The sequence below is a fragment of the Sphingobacterium lumbrici genome, from assembly GCF_006476045.1.
In the GTDB taxonomy this organism is placed as follows: Bacteria; Bacteroidota; Bacteroidia; order Sphingobacteriales; family Sphingobacteriaceae; genus Sphingobacterium; species Sphingobacterium lumbrici.
This window is the reverse complement of sequence record NZ_SRZY01000023.1, coordinates 411645-431665: the sequence shown is the minus strand read 5'-3', so window position 1 is coordinate 431665 and position 20021 is coordinate 411645. Positions and strand designations below refer to the sequence as shown.

The window sequence follows — 20021 nt, the reverse complement described above, 5'->3', positions numbered from 1 at the left end:
CTTTTTCGTGTTTATACTATATTCCATGTACAAAGTATGTTATTAACAGCAGATGAGAGGCCGATAACTTGCATTTAAACGACAAGTTATCTAAGTTTGTTGTCAATTAAAAAAAACGATATTTTATGATACAACGCATTCAAACAATATGGTTACTATTAGCTAGCATTGTCATTTTTAGTCTATTTTTATTCCCCTATTTAAATTACAACGATTTAGTAGGTTTAGGAAAAAAATTATATGTAACGGGGGCCTATAGCGCTGTAAATGGGGAGTCTATAAAACAACAGTCGAATATACTACAGATGATTGTAACGATATTTTTAGGGCTGTTTCCTCTTTATATTATTTTCCAGTTTAAAAATAGAAAACGTCAGGTATTGTTGGTTTTAATAGAAATGTTGTTGATCGTTTTATTTGGCGTTTGGCTTATCGTGACGGCGAATAATACGCTTTATCCGACTTCACAATCCATTGGAGCTCATAATATTGGTATTGGATTTTTCTTGCTGCCGATAGCGGTTATACTTTTGGGAATGGCAGTTGGCGGCATTCGTAAGGATGAAAAAATTATCAAATCGGCGGATCGTTTAAGGTAGTAAGGAGATGAACAAGATACTTTTCGGATTGTTTTTTATATTATTCACCCATTTTACGTTCGCACAGGAAATAGACACGACTGCGATACTAGTCGATGAAATTCAGGTAGATGTAAAAGATGTTACACTTTCAGTAAAAGGGGATACTGCTACCGTTGAGCTGTTTCTGATATCGTATAAGCGGAATCCGCGGGAGCTTAAGTTGAACACCTATGCGACACAAATCGGCGATTCGACAGGTAACTACCATTTATACGATAGCATCAAGATGGGGAAAGTACTTGTCTTATTGGCACATCGTCAAAATTATCTTCATTATTTTATGGAAGAGGATGTTCCTGTACCTTTTCAAATTAAGGTTGCAAATTGGGCTCAGGATCGGGGGAAACCCACACATCTGAAGCTGGTATTTGAGGATAGTAAGGAAGAAGGTAAATATTTAGAAAAGACAGTAGATTTGATATACAATAAAAAAGGCTAACCATTCCGTTAGCCTTAATTTTATCTTGAATACCTCCTGACCTGTTGTTTGTCCATCATTGCCATCTGTTCCTTCATCATCTTGATCTGATCGGCCAGCAATTTGTTTTTATCTGCCTTTTTAGCCTCCTGTAATAATTTTTCAGCTTCCCTTTTGTTCCGTTTGGCCATCATTACACCCGCTAAACTCAATTTTGCCAATGCAATGTTATGATCCATGTGTAACCCCAAAGTCAACGCTTTTTTGAAGAATTTCTCGGATTGCATAGGTGCCCGCTGAGACTCGATAAGACCTAATAGCAAATGATAATAGCCCTGTTGAGCAGAAATGAGCTGCTTTTCATAATCTTTAATATTATTCAACCACTTCTCTGCACTAGCGATATTTTGTTTCCGAAAATACCATTGTGCAATAAGCATGTTTTCATTAAAAAAAACAGTTACCCAAGCCAGGATAGTAACTAGTATCCCTAAAATACCCCATCCCCAATGACCAAACCAAAACAAAGCAATGGTTCCAACCAACAAAAGACTACTAATTATTATGCGTACTAAATTTGACATCTCTCTTTTTCTAAATTTAGATACAAATATCCACTAAATTACGAAGTTATCCAACATGTTTGGGTGATAAATATGTAAAATTGTATTTTTCCTCTATAAATAAATTATTAGGAGCAGAGGAGAGACCGATAAATTTGCATTTTTGTTCTTTGTAATTATAATTGTATGTAAATGCAAATTTATCTAAGTTTGAGAATATGAATACGAAATATCACGAAAGTTGGAGCCCAATATTGAAGCCTTTATTTGCGCAAGAATATGTGAAAAGATTATCTCACTTTGTTCAGCAAGAGCGTAGGCAATATAAAGTTTTTCCTCCTGAAGAGCTTGTTTTTAACGCGTTCAAACTTACCGGGTTTCAGGATGTCAAAGTAGTGATATTAGGACAGGATCCTTATCACAACGATGGACAGGCCCACGGTTTGTCGTTTTCTGTACCTGTCGGAATTCCTTTTCCTCCATCACTTAAGAATATTTTTACGGAATTGGTTTCTGATATTCCGGGGTTTCGTTATCCCACTGCGGGGGATTTAACCAGTTGGGCTCAGCAGGGTGTTCTATTGTTGAATGCAACCCTGACCGTCCGGGGGCACCAAGCAGCTTCTCATCAAAAAATGGGTTGGGAGGAGTTTACGGATTCAATAATTAAGAAAATTGCCGAAGAGCGGGAAGGGGTCATCTTTTTGCTTTGGGGTTCGTACGCTCAAAAGAAAAGTGTATTCATTGATTCATCAAAACATCTTATTCTAAAATCTGCACATCCATCACCCTTGTCTGTCTATCGCGGTTTCGCAGGCTGTAAGCATTTTTCGAAAGCGAATACATACCTTATTAAACAGGGAAAGGAGCCGATAAATTGGCAGATTGGTTAGGCATATAATTCTGTCGCGTCTTTATACATCTGATCCGTAATAAGAACCCGTTCTACATGATGGATTTTATATTTGATTCCTCCCTGTTCAATATGAGTGAATAGCAAATGACTGTCATAAGCAACTTTCCAGGGTTTGCTGAAATCAATAGCTTCCTCTTTTTTGCCAATCACAATATATTCCAGCTCACCTAATGAGGTGTAGCGCTTAATCGTGAGCTTGTTTTTATCGATAGGCTTTATGGAATACCATGCGCCGTCCCCGACACCGCCCAGATACATAGCATCTTTGGGGATCACAATCGGTTTTGATCTGAAATCTACCGCTCCAATTATTTGATCATTAGGCAGAAGGTTTGCCTTGTTGCGGTATACATTATCACGTAATTGCTTGACTAAAAACCAGAACGATTGCCAGCGGTTCATTTTAAAACTTTTTAGCCCTTCTTTAGGAGCAAAAGAATGTATCATGCCATCTTTAGCTGTATTCACTACATTGCTTATCGGGCTGGCTTTTATGGTTTCCGGAATGTTAATTCCATGCCAAAAATGATACTTCGAAGAAGCTTTCAGAAGCATTCGGGTGATGAAACGAGAACAGTTGTTGTTGTCCTTAGCTACAGCACCGTAAGGGTAAGTTCCTTGTTCAACGCAGGTGTCACCATATTTTTTCGCTAAGTGGAAATCAACGTTTTCTACTACAGAAAAATAAACTCTTCCTTCGCCATACATTGCCGGTTTAAGCTCTTCAAAATGATTAATAATTTCAGATAGATTTATGATCTCATTGTGTTGAACCGTTGCCTTGATTTTTATTTCCAACCGCGGATCAGAAAATTTGGATCGTGCTCTTCCATATCCTCTTGGAGTGATGTAGCGCCCAAAATCGTAAAACAACATTTCACCGTTTTTGTGATTTATGATCACTATGCCGGTATGGCCGACTTTAAAATTTAAATTTTTGACAATCCCGACTTTCTTAAAAAACATCATCCATTTTTCGTCTCCCCTTATAGTGGCATCCGGCCAGGTAAGGATAATTGCGAAATCGTTAAAGGATGAGTTTTTTTTTAGCATAGGAGGGGCTAATATTCTAGTGGGATAATGGGTTCTTTCTTGGATGTAGACATAATCATCATGGTCTGAAAGGTTTTTACGAAAGGTATTTTCGAAATTTTTTCCATGATAACAGTCTCGTACGCTTTGATGTCTTTAACATATACTTTTAGGATAAAATCACAATTACCCGTTACATGGTGACATTCCGTTACTTCAGGGATAGATTTTACAGCTTCAACAAATTCGGGGATAGCATTGTGCGTATGAAAGTCCAGAGAGATCTGAATAAAAGATTTAATACCCAGACCCAACATCTCTTCATCAACAAAAGCGTGGTAGCTTTTTATAAAACCGCCATTTTCCAATTTGCGCACACGCTCCAGGGTAGGGGCTGGCGAAAGGCCAATATTCGTGGCCAATTGAAGGTTGGTGATGCGTCCATTTTCCTGCAGCAACCGTAAAATCTTTAAATCTAATTTATCGAGTTGATATGTCATATTGTCCGGTAATATTATCAAAGGTATGTAAACTTAGATAAAATGCTTTGTATTCACAAGCTGAAAGATCATATCATTAAAAACTATTTTTTTATTTATTTTAAATAGATTTAATTTATTTTACATCATTTTTATGTCATAATAAATTAGGTGGAAATGCGTCTATCGTTAGAAGAAATGACTTTTATCACAAATTTCATCAAAAATCATCCCCAAGCCGTTAAAGGATACTGTTTTATTGAGGGATAAGTCGTAACTTTGTTGTCCGAAATAGAGTTAGGTTATCGCCTAAATCAGATAAAAAGGGAAAGAGTTATGAGTACCAAAGACGACGAATTACTGAAAGAGCTGGAGCAAGAGGAATATAAATACGGTTTTACCACCGATATTGAAATGGATATTGCACCAAGAGGATTGAATGAAGATACTGTTCGCTTGATTTCTGCAAAGAAAAATGAACCCGAATGGTTATTGGAATGGAGATTGAAAGCCTTTCGTCATTTTTTAACAATGAAAATGCCTGCATGGCAAAATTTTGATAATCCAGAAGTTGACTTTCAAGATCTATCTTATTATGCGGCTCCAAAGCCTAAAAAACAGTTAGAAAGTTTAGATGAAGTCGATCCCGAATTGCTTTCCACATTTGCTAAATTAGGCATTCCTTTGGACGAGCAGAAAATATTAGCAGGCGTTGTTGCAGTAGATGCTGTATTTGATTCGGTTTCAGTAAAGACTACTTTTCGTGAAAAATTAAAAGAAAAGGGTGTAATCTTTTGCTCATTTGGCGAAGCCGTACAAGAACACCCCGATTTAGTGCGCGCGCATTTAGGTACAGTAGTTCCACAAACAGATAATGTATACGCAGCATTAAATTCTGCCGTATTTTCCGATGGTTCATTCGTATATATCCCTAAAGGTGTTCATTGTCCAATGGAGTTATCTACCTATTTCCGTATCAATGCACAGAATACAGGTCAATTTGAACGGACATTAATTATTGCAGATGAAGGTTCGTATGTGTCCTATCTTGAAGGCTGTACCGCGCCAATGCGCGACGAGAATCAACTGCATGCTGCGGTAGTAGAATTGATTGCACAGCGAGATGCCGAAATTAAATATTCAACAGTTCAAAACTGGTATCCAGGCGATAAAAACGGAGTGGGTGGAATTTATAACTTCGTTACCAAACGTGGTATATGTAAAGGAGACAATTCCAAGATTTCCTGGACTCAGGTTGAAACAGGTTCGGCGATTACCTGGAAATATCCGGGAGTCATTTTGAAAGGGGACAATTCGGTTGGTGAATTTTATTCTGTAGCAATGACGCGTAATAAGCAATTGGCAGATACGGGTACGAAGATGATTCACTTAGGTAAAAACACGAAATCCAAAATTATTTCTAAGGGAATCTCTGCAGGAAATAGTCATAATAGTTACCGCGGGTTAGTAAAGATTGGCCCCAACGCCGATAATGCGCGTAATTTTACCCAATGTGACTCTTTATTGATAGGAGATCGTTGTGGAGCACATACATTTCCGTATATAGAAAGTAAAAATAAATCAGCGAAATTGGAGCATGAAGCGACAACTTCCAAAATAGGGGAAGATCAGGTTTTCTATTTGAATCAACGTGGTATTGATTCAGAAAAAGCGGTGGGATTAATCGTAAATGGTTATGCCAAAGAGGTATTAAATCAATTGCCAATGGAATTTGCGGTAGAAGCACAAAAACTATTAGCAATTTCATTAGAAGGTTCTGTAGGTTAGTTTAAAAAATGAATGAAACATTGAGGGTGTAGATCTTATATCTCATATCTCAATACTCAATATTAAAAAAATGTTATCAATTAAGAATTTACATGCGTCTGTTGAAGACAAGCAGATATTAAAAGGACTAAATTTAGAAGTTAAAGCTGGAGAAGTTCACGCTATAATGGGGCCTAACGGCGCTGGGAAAAGTACATTGGGCAATGTTTTAGCAGGTCGTGACTCGTATGAAGTAACAGCCGGTACAGCTTTATTGGATGGGGTAGATTTGTTGGATCTTTCCACAGAAGATCGTGCCCGGGAGGGGTTGTTTTTAGCATTCCAATATCCTGTGGAAATTCCGGGGGTCTCGAACATAAACTTCCTGAGAACAGCAGTAAATGATATTCGTGAATACAAGGGGCTTCCTCCAATGGAAGCGAAAGAATTCTTACAAATGGTAAAAGAGAGGCAAAAACTAGTCGAATTCTCGGCAAATTTAGCTAATCGCTCTTTGAATGAAGGTTTTTCAGGAGGAGAGAAAAAGCGTAATGAAATATTTCAATTGGCGATGTTGAATCCGAAACTATCAATTTTGGATGAAACCGATTCCGGATTGGATATTGATGCTTTACGTATTGTCGCAAAAGGCGTAAACCAATTGCGCTCTAAAGACAATGCTTTTGTAGTTATCACACACTACCAGCGTCTATTGGATTATATCGTTCCTGATTTTGTACATGTATTATACGATGGGCGTATCGTAAAAACGGGTACGAAAGAATTGGCATTAGAGTTAGAAGAAAAAGGTTACGACTGGTTAAAAGAATTAGATGCGCAAAATGCCTAATCGGTTTTACGATAATTAATTAAGGTAATGAGCGGATTGATAATAAAAAACATGAGTACATTAGTAGCAAACTCTTTATTCCAACAGTTGACATCGACATTTCAAGAATTGGAGGTATCAAACGAACCTACAACGCTTAAAACAATACGTCAAGAAGCATTTGATCGTTTTGAGAAAGAAGGTTTCCCAACTGTAAAGAATGAAGATTGGAAATATACAAACATTCAAAATCTTGTCAATAAGACTTACTTATTGAACGAAGATGTAGATATCGCCGATATTGATTTCAGTAAAGCCGACATTCCTAATCTGGATGCACACCGTATCGTGTTGATCAATGGTCAATATGTGATGGCATTCTCTTCTTTGGAAGACGAAATAGGCGTTACGGTAAAATCAATTGAAGATGCCGCTCACGAAGACGGATTTAAAAACCATTTTGCACAATATGCGGATAAAACCGATAATGTGTTAGTGGCGCTGAATACAGCTTTATATACATCGGGGATTTATCTGTCCGTCGGAAAGAATAAAGTGGTGTCTAAACCCATTCAGATTGTACACGTTGCGACTGGAGGTGCGGAGTTCTTTTCCCAAACGCGTAATTTATTTGTAGTAGAGGCCAATGCAGAAGTCGAGATTATCGAATCTTTCATAACATTGGACAATACCGCAAAAAATCTCCATAATAAGGTGACCGAAATCATATTGGAGGAAAATGCAAAAGTGCAACATTATTATCTACAGTTAGCCGCTGATACCGGGAGCTATATCAATCATACCGAAGTACATCAGCAGCAATACAGTTTATATAATAATTATAACTGTACTTTTCCCGGCGTTTCGTTTGTACGTAATAATATCAATGTACGACTTGATGCCGAAAATGTAGAATCACATTTATATGGTATCAATTTATTGGCAGATAGTCAGTTTGCAGACAATCACACGATCGTGGATCATCTGAAACCGCATTGCGAGTCATATGAATGGTACAAAAACATTCCTCAGGACTCTTCAACAGCTGTTTTTAACGGTAAGATTTTTGTGCGCGAAGATGCCCAAAAGACAAACGCATTTCAGCAAAACAACAACATGTTGATTGGCGATAAATCAACAGTCTATACCAAACCACAGCTGGAGATCTTCGCAGATGACGTTAAATGTTCACACGGTTGTACAATGGGACAGTTTGACGATGAAGCGTTGTTTTACTTAAGAGCTCGTGGTATTGGTGAAGAATCCGCACGAATTTTATTGGTTCATGCCTTTGCATTTGATGTCACTTCCCGTTTTTCTAATGAAGCAGTACGTGAATACGTCGAAGATCTTGTTGCAAAAGGATTGGAAAGAAATTAATTTAATATAGTTTTAGCAAAAAAGCGTTTAAGGAAAAACTTAAACGCTTTTTCTGTTTTTATAGATCCATCCGAAAATTAGCTTTTGTTAATTCTCTTTGAATACCCTAAGCCTACTGGTTATAATAAATAATAAAAGACCAAAGCAGGCAAAGATACCATAGGAATATCTTAAGCTAAAGAGTTCGGCGATATATCCAATTAATGGTGGCCCCATCAGAAAGCCGAGGTAACTAATACTCGATACCATGGCGAGGGCTACACCGGATGGAATAGTTTTGTGTTTTCCGGTGATCGAATAAACGGTAGGAATATTACATGCAACGCCCAGGCCAACAAGCATAAAAGCCGCTGTACATACGATGAAGTTAGGCCATACTACCGACATAATCATTCCTAAAAACATTAGAATCCCACTAATCTGAAGTGTTCGCTGGCGTCCGATCCGATTGATCACAAAGTCGCCTACAAATCTACCCGATGCCATCATAACCATAAACGAAGCGTAGCCTACTATGACGAGGTTTTCAGGAGCTTCTACGATATCGTGAAAGTAAACACCACTCCAGTCAAACATGGCACCTTCAGTCGCCATGCTACAAAACCCGATTACCCCCAATGAAATAAGGGTACGGTCGGGTTTGAATGAGCCCGATTTCTTTTCCGTTGTGCTTTGTTTTGGAGGAACCAAAAATGTTTTGTTAATCAATGTGCTTAGCGTCACTAACCCTAGGATGATCAAAAAATGCTGGAGGGTGGAGAGACCTAGATTTAATGTCAATAAGCCAACCAGAGCGCCTGTAAATCCGGCAATACTCCATACCCCATGGAAGGATGCCATAATGGTTTTTTTAAATATATCCTCTGCCAATACCCCCTGTGTGTTGACTGAAATATTGCACATATTACCAAATACGCCGAACAGAAACAGTATACCGCCTAATTGCCATGCATTGGTCGCTAGTCCGATCAGGCATAATATGCAACTGTAAATGATGGCAGTAATAGGCAGGAGGTGATGGCTACCGTATTTAGAAACCAATTTCCCCGACAGAGGCATCGTGACCAGTTGACCGATCGGAAGCATTAATAGGATAGTTCCGAGTTCCCCTTCAGATAGCTGTAGATTTGATTTAATGATCGGGATACGGCTCGCCCAAGAGGCAAATGCGATTCCTTGGCAAAAATAAAAAAGTGAAACAGCAATGCGGATTCTATTTTTATGTTGTAAAAGATCAGGTTGATCGTAGTATTTTAAACTAGGCATGGGGATGAAATTTCAAATGCAAAACTAAGCAACCTAAAATTAAAATAGCGCATTTACGGTCAGATTATTTCCTTACCGTTAATTCTGGGTCATGTCATTTTACGTATTCATGTTTTTAGATTTTGCTTCGCAGAACCCTACGGGGTTATCTTCGATGTGCATGGGGCTTGTTCCTCGTTGCAGACGACGTAGTTTACTTTTTCAGAGAAATATAACTAATAATGATAAAAAAGTCAGCAGGTATTTTAAATTTGTATTATACGAAATAAACAATATACAGTAACCTCACAGTAATCATGATAAAAGTTTTCCTCTGCGCGTTGGGGATGTCCATTGGCTGCACGTTTTTCACACAAGCGCAATCTCCGTCTCCATTATCTTTTTTATCACACCCCACACTAAGTCCCGATGGCAATACCATCGTTTTTAGCTATGATGGCGATCTATGGCGTGTGCCCGTAGAAGGGGGTACAGCATTCCGGCTCACGGCCATGACAGGTAATGAAATAGCGCCGCGGATATCTCCAGATGGAAAGTGGCTCGTATTCTCATCCAATCAAAGCGGTAATATGGATGTCTATGTTATGCCACTCGAAGGAGGTGATATTAAGCAGCTCACCTATCATGACGCCGGAGATGAGGTCGATAGCTGGAGTTGGGATAGCAAGTCAATCTACTTCACGTCATCACGCTACAATAGATTTGGTAGTTACAAAGTCGCACGGAGCGGAGGTACAGCCGAGCGATTATTTCCCCATTACTTTAATACCATTCACAATGTTGTAGAGACCCCGGCAGGAGAGCTCTTATTTAACGACTCGTGGGAAAGTTACAGTGCCGCTAACCGTAAACGTTATAAAGGAGCTTTCAATCCAGATATACTTTCCTACAATCCGAAGGATAATACGTTCAAGCAGTATACCGATTATGAGGGTAAGGATTTTTGGGCCAGTGTAGATCGTAAAGGCAGCATCTATTTTGCCTCCGATGAAGAAAATGATGAGTTTAATCTCTATACGTTTGTAGGAAGTCAGAAAACGGCGCTGACTACATTTTCAACCTCCATAAAGAGGCCTTTTGTGGCAGCCAATGGCGAGCGCGTGGTCTTCGAAAAGGATTATCAACTCTTTATATATGATGTGTTATCAAAAAAGACGACACAGCCCAAGATTGTACTCAATCGCAACCTGGTCTTGGATAAGCAGCAGGAGTTTGACGTAAAAGAAAATATCAGCAATCTTGATGTTTCTCCTGACGGAAAGAAAATGGCCTTTGTGTCCAGAGGAGAACTGTTTGTAAGTGATATCGATGGAAAATTCGTACGGCAAATGCCCGGTCAGGGCGAGCGCGTTATGGAGGTCAAGTGGCTAAAGGATAATAAGACCTTATTATATAATCAGACATATCAGGGATATCTCAATTGGTTCACGATCAGTGCAGATGGAAAAGGACAACCCAAGCAGCTCACGCAGGATCTGCGCAACAATAGAGATCTTGAAATGAACAACAGCCGCAATCAAGCCGTTTATCTAAGCGGTAGGGATGAAGTGCGCCTATTGGATCTCAACTCTTTTAAGAGTAGCACTATCGTGAAAGATGAGATTTGGGCATTCCAGAATTCCTCCCCCTCGTTCTCCCCAGATGGTGCTTATATCCTGTTTACAGCCTATCGCAACTTTGAACAGGATATCTTTGTGCATCACCTTACCAGCAACAGTACGATCAATTTAACCAATACCGGTGTTTCAGAAACATCACCGACCTGGTCGCCTGATGGAAAGTATATTTACTTTGCCAGTAACCGAACGAAACCATCGTACCCAACAGGTATGCAGAATTCGAGCATATACCGGATGGCACTGGATAACTTCGATGAAGACTATCGTATCAGCAAGTTTGACGAACTCTTTAAAGAAACAGAAAAACCGACGAAAGATACCACAGATGCGAAAAAGAGTACTGCCTCCTCATCGGTGGTAACGATCAATACGCAGGGACTGCTGGATCGTATATCCTTGGTAAGCCCAGCGTTCGGGACGCAGGGGAACCCTACGATCCACAAAAAAGGGGACAAGACATATGTCTTTTATTCTTCTAATCATGGCGAAGGGCGTGCAGCACTTTATCGTACCGTCATGGAACCCTTTACCCCCAATAAGACCGAGAAAGTAGCTGATGGCGGGGTATCCAATCTTCTTGAAGTAGGCGGGAAATACTACGCATTGAGCCGAGGGGCAATCCATAAATATACGATAGAGGCGAATAAATTAGACAAAGTAGAGATCGCGCAAAAATTTCAACGGGATCTGCAAAGTGAATTCAAACAGATGTTTTATGAAACCTGGGCAGGTATCGAAGAGAATTTTTATGACGACAATTTTCATGGTGTAGATTGGGCATCCGTCAAAAAAAGATATGAAACATATCTCCCTCAGGTAAATAACAGAAGCGACCTGCGTATTCTGCTCAACGATATGTTGGGAGAACTGAATGCCTCACATCTCGGTTTCAATTCTGCCGGTCCCGAAGAACGCAAAGATTTTACGACGGTTTCCAATGAAATCGGCGTGTCGTTTGATTCCGGGAACCCGCTTCAAGTCGCTCAGATTATCCAACGCAGCCCGGCCTCCCGTAAAGATGTCGACATCCAAGCAGGTGATATTTTGGTCGCTGTAAACGGTAAGAAGGTTTCTGCTACGCAGGATAGAGACTATTATTTTGCACAGCCCTCGTTAAGGGAAGAGATGACGCTGACTTTTTCGCGTCAGGGGAAAGAGGTGATCGTTAACATCCGTCCGCAATCCTCCACCGCACAAAAAGATCAGTTGTACGATGAGTGGATCAAATCGAATAGGAGCAAAGTCGATTCCTGGGGCAACAATCGCATTGCCTATTCACATATGAAGAATATGAGTGGCGATCAGTTGAACCAGTTTTTGTTGGATATGGCCGAGCAGGAAAATAACAAGGAAGCTATTATCCTGGATTTACGTTACAATACCGGAGGCAATGTACACGATGAGGTGCTGCGATTCTTATCACAACGGCCTTACCTGCAATGGCAGTATAGAAATGGTAAAAGAGCGCCACAAAGTAATTTTGCACCCGCATCCAAGCCCATTGTCCTGTTGATTAACGAGCAGTCGCTGAGCGATGCCGAGATGACAGCAGCCGGATTTAAAGCATTAAAATTAGGCAAGGTCATCGGCACCGAGACGTATCGCTGGATCATATTCACCTCTGCAAAGGGATTGGTCGACGGATCGATGTACAGAGTGCCGGCGTGGGGTTGTTATACCCTAGATGGGCAAGATCTAGAGCAAACAGGGGTGGCTCCGGATATCTATGTAAAGAATACAGTCGCCGATCGGTTGACCGATCGCGATCCGCAATTGGAAAGAGCCGTGAAAGAGATATTAGAAGAACTGAAGTAATATGAAGAAGATCGTAGTATTTTGCTGTGTTTTATTGTGCTATGCTGTGTCGCTGAAGGGCCAGGAACGTGTTGGGGGTAATTCGTGGATATGGGGCCCATCGATTGGCTATCAATATCAACGGGGTAACGTTTTAAAGCTCTCAGGCTGGGGGCTTTTTGCGCCCAATGAATACCAGTATATCAAGATAGACGGAGGAGCTAATTTTACCTGGATGATGGATCGTACCACTATAGTGCCAGAACTTGGGCTAACCTATTATCTTAGTGATCGCGGCGTTTGGCCCTTTGTTAAAGGAGAGATCACCCCCCTATACCGTGACACCCAAGGTGGGTATAAGTTTGGCATCGTTGGTCGATATCGGTGTTGGATATGGCGTTAATATCAACCAGAAATCTAATTTTAAGAAGATCGATGGGCTTACATTTTCTGTCGGCTTAAACCTCCCTTTGAATTTTCATTTGTATTGAAGCCAAATTTGCAGTGTCATCGTTATTTATTGAACAGCAATGTGTTGATTTCCAGCTTTCCCTTCCCGTTCACAACAAGTCCGCTCTTGAATCGCCTGGTAATTTCTACTTTGCCTGAAGAGCGCGGCTTACGTCACATTGCTGCTATTTTTAAAGTGAAATAGTAATAAATATTTGATAGTCAGTAAAATAATAGTAACTTTGCAGACATTTTTGAGGGATCGGCGCATCAGTTAAAACGTTAAATGTTTGAAAATGAAAATTTTCAGTATCAAAAATACAAGAAAATATTTTTAAAGCTCATTTAAAAAAGATACTTTTGCAACCCCAAATGATGGGATGAGCGAGAAATAAATAATTACAGTATAATAGATATGACTAAAGCAGAAATTATTGCAGAAATCTCTACCAAGACAGGTTTAGAGAAGGTAGACGTTCAAGAGACAGTAGAGGCGTTTTTCAAAGTTGTTAAAAATGCAATGATTGGAGGAGAAAATGTTTATGTTAGAGGTTTTGGAAGTTTTGTAGTAAAAAAGAGAGCTGAAAAAACGGCACGTAATATTTCCAAAAACACAGCGATTATCATCCCTGAACATTTCGTTCCAAGTTTTAAGCCGGCAAAAGTTTTTGTTGAAAAAGTAAAAACTGGAAATAAAGCCAAAAAATAAGAGTAAATTCGTCCCATGCTTAATACCAAACAAATAGTTGTCATTGTGTTTATAGTCGTCTTAATGGGCGTTCTATTGGCACGTCCTATTAAAGGTTTGGTTGATGGGGAGAAAGAAACAGCTGCGGCCTCTTCGAATTCTACCGAATCTAGGTATAATTTGAAAAATGTTTCGGATATTGCGAAACAAAGTATCAATACTTCACTCGTGCAGGATATCGCTGAGATAGAAGCTAAAGTAGAAGGAGCAGAGGGAGAAGTGAAAGTTGCATTATTGCAAGAGTTGGCCAATAAATGGGATGACGTAGCAAAAGATGCGCCTCAGGGGTTTATCTACACCGAAATGGCTAAGATTACACCCAAATTCGACTATTGGTTGAAAGCTGGGGATGCGTACCGTGCGGCGTATACCAATTTGCAGGATACAACAATGGCATCAGCTTTAAATCAGCTCGCCATTCAATCGTATGAAGAAGCGTTGGAATTAGACGCAAGCAATTTATCTGCAAAAACCGGCCTTGGAGCAGCCTTGGTAACAGGGTCTAATAATCCTATGGCAGGTATTGCATTGCTACAAGAAGTAGTAAAAACGGAACCGAAAAATATCGAAGCGAACAGAACGTTGGGATTGTTTTCACTACAATCACAACAGTATGACAAGGCGATCGAGCGCTTCAAGACCGTTGTAGAAATGAAGCCCGATGCAGAGTCGTATTTCTACTTAGCGACAGGATATGAAAAAATTGGGTTGAGGACAGAGGCGATTACTGCTTTTCAAAAAAGTAAGGAAATGGCTGCTGATCCAACTCTCTCTCAATACATCGATCGTCAGATCGAAGCATTGAGTAAGTAATTAACAGATTTTATTTACATCATTTTTAAAAACATTAAAGCTATGCCAAGCGGAAAAAAAAGAAAAAGACACAAAATGGCTACTCACAAACGTAAAAAACGTTTAAGAAAAAATAGACACAAGAAAAAATAACTTCTTGTTGCTAATAGTCAAATGAGGTATTTATTACTTCAAGACAAGGTACAATCTATGACAAAACAGCTTGTTTTAGCATAGATTGTATTTTTCATTGGACTATATTTGTTTTTTCATTAAGCGAGTTTTATGTTTCATAAGGGATTACAATAGTGCGCGAGGTACTATTTCCCATAATTTAGTAGCTGTTGGTAAAGGAATTAATTATCGATTCAACTCCTGAAAAAGGAGTGACTATTGCTTTACTACAGGACAAGCAACTTGTTGAACTTAATCGTGAGCAAGCTGGGAGTAATTTTGCTGTTGGAGATATTTATCTCGGACGCATCAAAAAGATTATGCCCGGTCTGAATGCAGCATTCGTAGATGTAGGTTACGAAAAAGATGCATTTTTGCACTATTTGGATTTAGGTCCTCAAGTACAATCGTTGCTTAAACTGACTCGAATAGTAAAGAATGGCAGTTATCAAGAGAAACTGCTCAATAGTTTGAAGCTTGAAAAGGATATCGATAAGGCAGGAAAGATTTCGGATATTTTGTCCCGAAATATGATTTTACCGGTACAGATAGCCAAAGAACCTATATCTACAAAAGGCCCACGCTTAAGCTCGGACCTGTCCATTGCAGGACGTTTTGTAGTATTGGTTCCGTTTTCAAGTTCGGTTTCTATTTCAAAAAAAATCAAAGGCAGCGCTGAGCGGAGTAGATTGAAGAAAATTGTAGAAAGTATTAAACCTGCAAATTTCGGAGTTATCATACGCACAGTGTCAGAAGGTAAAGGAGTTGATGAACTTCAAAAGGATCTTCTGGATTTGATTTCTAAATGGGAACTGTTTACCAAACGCCTTAAAACTGTAGAACCGCCTCAAAAAATATTGGGTGAAATGGATAGAGCTTCTACCATTGTACGCGATCTTTTAACGGATGAGTTTACACATATATATGTTAACGACCCTGTTATTTACGAGGAAACGAAATCATACATACAGGAAATTTCGCCAGAACTGGAGAAGATAGTCAAACTTTATAAACATAAAGAGCCTATTTTTGATCATTTTGGTGTTGAAAAGCAGATTAAGGCGTCTTTCGGCAAGACGGTTAATTTACAAGGTGGTGCATATTTGGTTATTGAACATACCGAAGCCCTGCATGTCATCGATGTAAATAGTGGTAACCGCATTGCGAATAAAGAAAACCAGGAAGATAATGCACTTTTAGTAAACAAGGAGGCTGCAAAAGAGATCGCAAGACAATTGCGACTACGTGATATGGGAGGTATAGTCGTTATCGACTTTATCGACATGCACAAGGCAGCAAACCGGAAAGAGTTGTATACCTTCCTGAGAGAATGTATGAATGAGGATAGAGCCCGTCATACCATTCTTCCTCCAAGTAAATTTGGTCTCGTACAGATTACGCGTCAGCGCGTACGACCCGAAATGAGCATCGTGACAAGTGAAAAATGTCCGGCTTGTGATGGTACAGGAGAAATAAGATCAAGCATCGTATTGCTTGATGATATAGAAAATAATTTGAGTTTTATTCTTGAAGAGCAAAACGAAAAAGGGATTACATTATGTGTACATCCTTATATCGACGCCTACATTAAGTCCGGTTTTATCTCGAGAAGAATCAAGTGGTTTTTTAAATACGGCAAATGGATAAAGGTAAAATCCATACAGTCGTATTATCTAACAGAATTTCATTTCTTCAATTCGAAAGAAGAGGAAATTAAGTTATAATAAAGAAATTAAAAAAGGGAATTCAAATTTGAATTCCCTTTTTTAATTTCTCTTTAATCGAGATTAAGTTCTTTTTCCTTATTGATGAGACTGGCAATGCTGGTGTCGTTCAATATTTGGAGCATCGCATTCCGCACTTCTACAAAAGTATCCCTGATGCCACATGCATGCTCTTCAACACATTCTTCGCAAGAGCGATAAAAGTTGAGACTAACGCATGGGAGCAAAGCTATGGGGCCATCGATCAAACGCATCACTTGCGATAGGAAGATGTCTTCAGGAGCTTTATTTAAGCTGTACCCTCCTCCAGCACCTTTCTTGGAATACAAAATTCCAGCATTCCTCATCTCCAAGAGAATCTGTTCTAAGAATTTTTTCGGAATACGTTCTTCTTCTGCAATTTTTATAATCTGTATTGGCTCCTGACCGTAGTTTCTACCCAGTACCATCAGTGCCTTTATCGCATATTTTGTTTTCTTAGACAGCATAGTATTTCCTCTTAAGCGTCAAAAATACGCAATTTAAAGCGTAAAAAAAATTATTGACCCAGTCCCCCTGTGACAGGATCTCCGATATTTCCATTTAATGCCATTACATACAATTGTATATAATAATACCAAGTTAGGACTTTAGATGGGGTATAAGAAATTGTCCTGTAAAAGAGGCTGTACAATCCGCTAATTTTTCCGGAGTTCCGACGCATACTAGATTTCCTCCCTTGTCACCTCCCTCAGGACCAATGTCGATCACCCAATCTGCGGATTTGATCATATCCATATTATGTTCGATGACCAATATACTATTACCCAAAGCAATCAACTGATCGAAAGATTTTAGAAGCTTTTCAATATCGTGAAAATGCAAGCCTGTGGTGGGTTCGTCAAAGATAAACAGCGTTTTCTTTTGATTGTTTCCCTTAATGAGAAAGGATGCGAGTTTAATCCGTTGTGCCTCACCTCCCGAAAGGGTACTCGATGACTGTCCGAGCTTGACATAGCCCAGGCCTACATTTTGTAACGGCTGTAATTTGGCCAAAATCTTTGGTTGATCTCTGAAAAAGGACAGTGCTTCATCAATGCTTAAGTCCAGAATATCAGCAACCGATTTCCCTTTATATTGTACGTCCAGCACGTGTTGTTTGAAACGTCTTCCATCGCAGGCCTCACAGGGCAATACAATGTCTGCCATGAATTGCATTTCTATTTTTACTTCGCCATCTCCCTGGCACACATCACAACGACCTCCTTCCACATTGAACGAGAAGGCCGAAGGTTTTAACCCATTAGCTTTGGCAGCAGGAAGATTAGAATATAAGGCACGAATCTCATCCCAGGCTTTTACATACGTCACCGGGTTAGAGCGGGAAGATCGTCCAATTGGATTTTGATCCACCATTTCTACCTGCTCTATTTGTTCGAAGTCGCCTTCGAGTGCGTCAAAAATACCGGTTTGTTCGCCGGAGTAATTTCCAATTGCCTTTTGCAATGCCGGGAAGAGGATCCGTTTTACGAGAGAGGTCTTACCCGAACCCGAAACGCCCGTCACAACGGTAAATACATTTAGTGGAAAATCCACGTCTATACCTTTTAAGTTGTTCTCACGTGCACCTTTGATCCGAATCGTGTCCGTCCATTTACGACGACTTTTAGGGACAGGAATCTGTAATTCGCCGCTTAAATATTTACCCGTAAGGGAATGTTTGTCTTTTAATATTTGGTCGTAATCTCCGGCGAATACCAGCTCACCACCATTGATTCCCGCTTCCGGGCCGATATCGATCAGGTAATCCGCGGCTTCCATCATTTCTTGTTCATGTTCTACCACAATGACGGTATTACCCACATCGCGAAGAGACTTCAATACACCGATCAATTTCTGCGTATCACGGGGATGAAGGCCGATGCTGGGTTCGTCAAGTACATATATCGAACCAACCAAAGAGCTTCCCAATGAAGTGGCCAGATTAATACGTTGCGATTCCCCACCAGATAAGGTGTTGCTCAATCTGTTCAATGTCAAATAACTCAGCCCAACATCACACAAAAATTGGATTCTGTTCAGTATCTCTGCGCAAAGTCTTTTCGCAATGATCTGTTCATTATCCGTGAGGGTGAGGTTTTGAAAAAATGCAAGTGCCTTATCGATAGGCATCAGGACGACATCGATGATCGATTTATCATTCACTTTCACAAAAGAAGCATCCTTGCGTAGGCGGCTACCTTTACATTCCGGGCAATCTGTTTTTCCTCGGTATCGTGAGAGCATTACACGGTACTGTATTTTATACGTCTGTTCTTCCAGTTCTTTGAAAAATGCGTCCAATCCATTAAAATGCCGGTTTCCCGTCCATAATAGATTTTGTTGGTCGGGTGTGAGGTCGCCATAGGACCGATGAATGGGGAAGTCAAATTTGAGCGCTGTACGGACTAAATTGTCTAACCAGCCCCCCATTTTTTCACCTCTCCACGGAGCAATAGCACCGTCGTATACCGATTTGCTTTTGTCAGGTACAACCAGGTCGGGGTCTATTCCGATAATTTTACCGTACCCTTCACACCTTCGGCAGGCGCCAAATGGATTGTTAAAGCTGAAGAAGTTGGCCGTAGGAATTTCGAAAGTCATCCCATCCAGCTCAAATTTATCAGAGAATGAAAGTCGCTCATCATCAATTTCAATAGCGCAGGTGCCCTTTCCCTCGAAGAATGCCGTCTGTACAGAATCCGCTATGCGGTGTATGGTATCCTCCTCCTTATCCAGTCGGATGCGGTCTATTACGATCTCTACTCCGCCCACTTTGACCTGTTTATTTGGCACATCCTTATCTTCGAGCAACGACTCAATCTTGTGCATATTCCCGTTGAAAATTACCCGCACAAATCCCTTCTGAAGCAACAGCGACAGTTCTTCTTTAAGTTTTCGTTCATTTAGCGGGATCAGCGGACTCAAAATCGTAAGCGTGCTATCGATTGGATAAGCTATAAGTGTGTCTACGATGGAAGAAACCGTATCCTTCGTTACCTCTTTCCCGGAAATAGGAGAGATAGTTTTACCTATCCGTGCAAACAGCAATTTTAAGTAATCGTATATTTCTGTTGAAGTCCCTACAGTAGAACGTGGATTGCTGGTAATGACTTTCTGCTCGATAGCAATAGCCGGCGCAATACCTTTGATATAATCTACCTCCGGTTTATTCATACGGCCCATGAATTGACGTGCATAAGAAGAAAGGCTTTCAACATAGCGACGTTGGCCTTCGGCATATAGTGTGTCAAAGGCTAAGGATGATTTTCCGGAACCAGACATTCCGGTGATGACGACGAGTTTATTTTTAGGAATATCCACATCAATATTTTTTAGATTATTGACGCGGGCTCCTTTTATTTGAATATATGATCGTGCGTTGTTTTCTCCTTTTTTTTGCATAGCCAA

Annotated in this window: 17 protein-coding genes; 11 read left to right on the top strand and 6 right to left on the bottom strand. The window is 40.0% G+C overall.

Annotated elements, in window-relative coordinates; all coding sequences use genetic code 11:
* The first annotated feature begins 125 nt into the window (after window positions 1–125).
* Both E4F24_RS07265 and E4F24_RS07260 read left to right on the top strand, forming a co-directional pair.
* On the top strand, window positions 126–599 hold the full coding sequence (locus E4F24_RS07265; RefSeq protein ID WP_140938020.1) for a DUF4293 domain-containing protein: 474 nt from the start codon (window positions 126–128) through the stop codon (window positions 597–599).
* 7 nt (window positions 600–606) lie between these two features.
* Window positions 607–1080 (top strand): hypothetical protein, encoded by a 474-nt coding sequence (locus E4F24_RS07260; protein ID WP_140938019.1) that lies wholly within the window; start codon window positions 607–609, stop codon window positions 1078–1080.
* A gap of 20 nt (window positions 1081–1100) precedes the next feature.
* Here E4F24_RS07260 and E4F24_RS07255 read toward each other — a convergent pair whose 3' ends face one another.
* Window positions 1101–1643, bottom strand: coding sequence for a DUF2892 domain-containing protein (locus E4F24_RS07255; protein ID WP_140938018.1), 543 nt, complete (start codon window positions 1641–1643; stop codon window positions 1101–1103).
* A gap of 197 nt (window positions 1644–1840) precedes the next feature.
* On the opposite strand from E4F24_RS07255, the gene ung reads away from it, so the two are divergent.
* Window positions 1841–2515, top strand: coding sequence for a uracil-DNA glycosylase (gene ung / locus E4F24_RS07250; RefSeq protein WP_140938017.1), 675 nt, complete (start codon window positions 1841–1843; stop codon window positions 2513–2515).
* Here the strand turns inward: ung and E4F24_RS07245 are convergent.
* Window positions 2512–3591: a DUF6695 family protein gene (locus E4F24_RS07245; protein WP_140938016.1), complete on the bottom strand. Its 1080-nt coding sequence runs from the start codon at window positions 3589–3591 to the stop codon at window positions 2512–2514. The two genes, ung and E4F24_RS07245, sit on opposite strands and share 4 nt — an antisense overlap.
* Window positions 3592–3599: 8 nt before the next feature.
* Window positions 3600–4070, bottom strand: coding sequence for an Lrp/AsnC family transcriptional regulator (locus E4F24_RS07240; RefSeq protein WP_140938015.1), 471 nt, complete (start codon window positions 4068–4070; stop codon window positions 3600–3602).
* 315 nt (window positions 4071–4385) lie between these two features.
* Here E4F24_RS07240 and sufB point away from each other — a divergent pair, with 315 nt between their 5' ends.
* The 3 genes from sufB to sufD all read left to right on the top strand — a co-directional run bounded on the left by sufB (window position 4386) and on the right by sufD (window position 8025).
* A complete protein-coding gene (gene sufB / locus E4F24_RS07235) occupies window positions 4386–5837 on the top strand; it encodes a Fe-S cluster assembly protein SufB (protein WP_140938014.1) in 1452 nt (483 codons plus the stop codon).
* Between the two features lie 70 nt (window positions 5838–5907).
* Complete coding sequence (sufC, locus tag E4F24_RS07230; protein WP_140938013.1) at window positions 5908–6666, top strand: Fe-S cluster assembly ATPase SufC; 759 nt, start codon at window positions 5908–5910, stop codon at window positions 6664–6666.
* Window positions 6667–6717: 51 nt separating this feature from the next.
* The gene (gene sufD, locus E4F24_RS07225; protein WP_140938012.1) at window positions 6718–8025 is read left to right on the top strand and encodes a Fe-S cluster assembly protein SufD; all 1308 of its coding nucleotides are present in this window, start codon (window positions 6718–6720) and stop codon (window positions 8023–8025) included.
* 87 nt (window positions 8026–8112) lie between these two features.
* On the opposite strand, the gene E4F24_RS07220 is transcribed toward sufD, so the two are convergent.
* Complete coding sequence (locus tag E4F24_RS07220; protein WP_140938011.1) at window positions 8113–9291, bottom strand: MFS transporter; 1179 nt, start codon at window positions 9289–9291, stop codon at window positions 8113–8115.
* Window positions 9292–9587: 296 nt separating this feature from the next.
* Here E4F24_RS07220 and E4F24_RS07215 point away from each other — a divergent pair, with 296 nt between their 5' ends.
* The 5 genes from E4F24_RS07215 (at window position 9588) to E4F24_RS07195 (ending at window position 16592) form a co-directional block, all read left to right on the top strand.
* A complete protein-coding gene (locus E4F24_RS07215; RefSeq protein ID WP_140938010.1) occupies window positions 9588–12725 on the top strand; it encodes a S41 family peptidase in 3138 nt (1045 codons plus the stop codon).
* Window position 12726: 1 nt separating this feature from the next.
* The gene (locus tag E4F24_RS07210) at window positions 12727–13107 is read left to right on the top strand and encodes a hypothetical protein (RefSeq protein WP_235891169.1); all 381 of its coding nucleotides are present in this window, start codon (window positions 12727–12729) and stop codon (window positions 13105–13107) included.
* A gap of 462 nt (window positions 13108–13569) precedes the next feature.
* Window positions 13570–13863, top strand: a complete 294-nt coding sequence (locus tag E4F24_RS07205; protein ID WP_136901777.1) for an HU family DNA-binding protein — start codon at window positions 13570–13572, stop codon at window positions 13861–13863.
* Window positions 13864–13878: 15 nt separating this feature from the next.
* Entirely contained in the window at window positions 13879–14715 is an 837-nt protein-coding gene (locus tag E4F24_RS07200; RefSeq protein WP_140938009.1) for a tetratricopeptide repeat protein, read from the top strand.
* Window positions 14716–15038: 323 nt separating this feature from the next.
* Window positions 15039–16592, top strand: coding sequence for an Rne/Rng family ribonuclease (locus tag E4F24_RS07195; RefSeq protein ID WP_140938008.1), 1554 nt, complete (start codon window positions 15039–15041; stop codon window positions 16590–16592).
* Between the two features lie 53 nt (window positions 16593–16645).
* Here E4F24_RS07195 and E4F24_RS07190 read toward each other — a convergent pair whose 3' ends face one another.
* Window positions 16646–17080 carry an RrF2 family transcriptional regulator gene (locus tag E4F24_RS07190; protein ID WP_140938007.1) on the bottom strand — a complete coding sequence of 145 codons (435 nt, stop codon included), beginning with the start codon at window positions 17078–17080 and terminating at the stop codon, window positions 16646–16648.
* A 133-nt stretch (window positions 17081–17213) separates the two neighbouring features.
* Window positions 17214–20015: an excinuclease ABC subunit UvrA gene (uvrA, locus tag E4F24_RS07185; protein WP_140938006.1), complete on the bottom strand. Its 2802-nt coding sequence runs from the start codon at window positions 20013–20015 to the stop codon at window positions 17214–17216.
* Window positions 20016–20021: the final 6 nt, after the last annotated feature.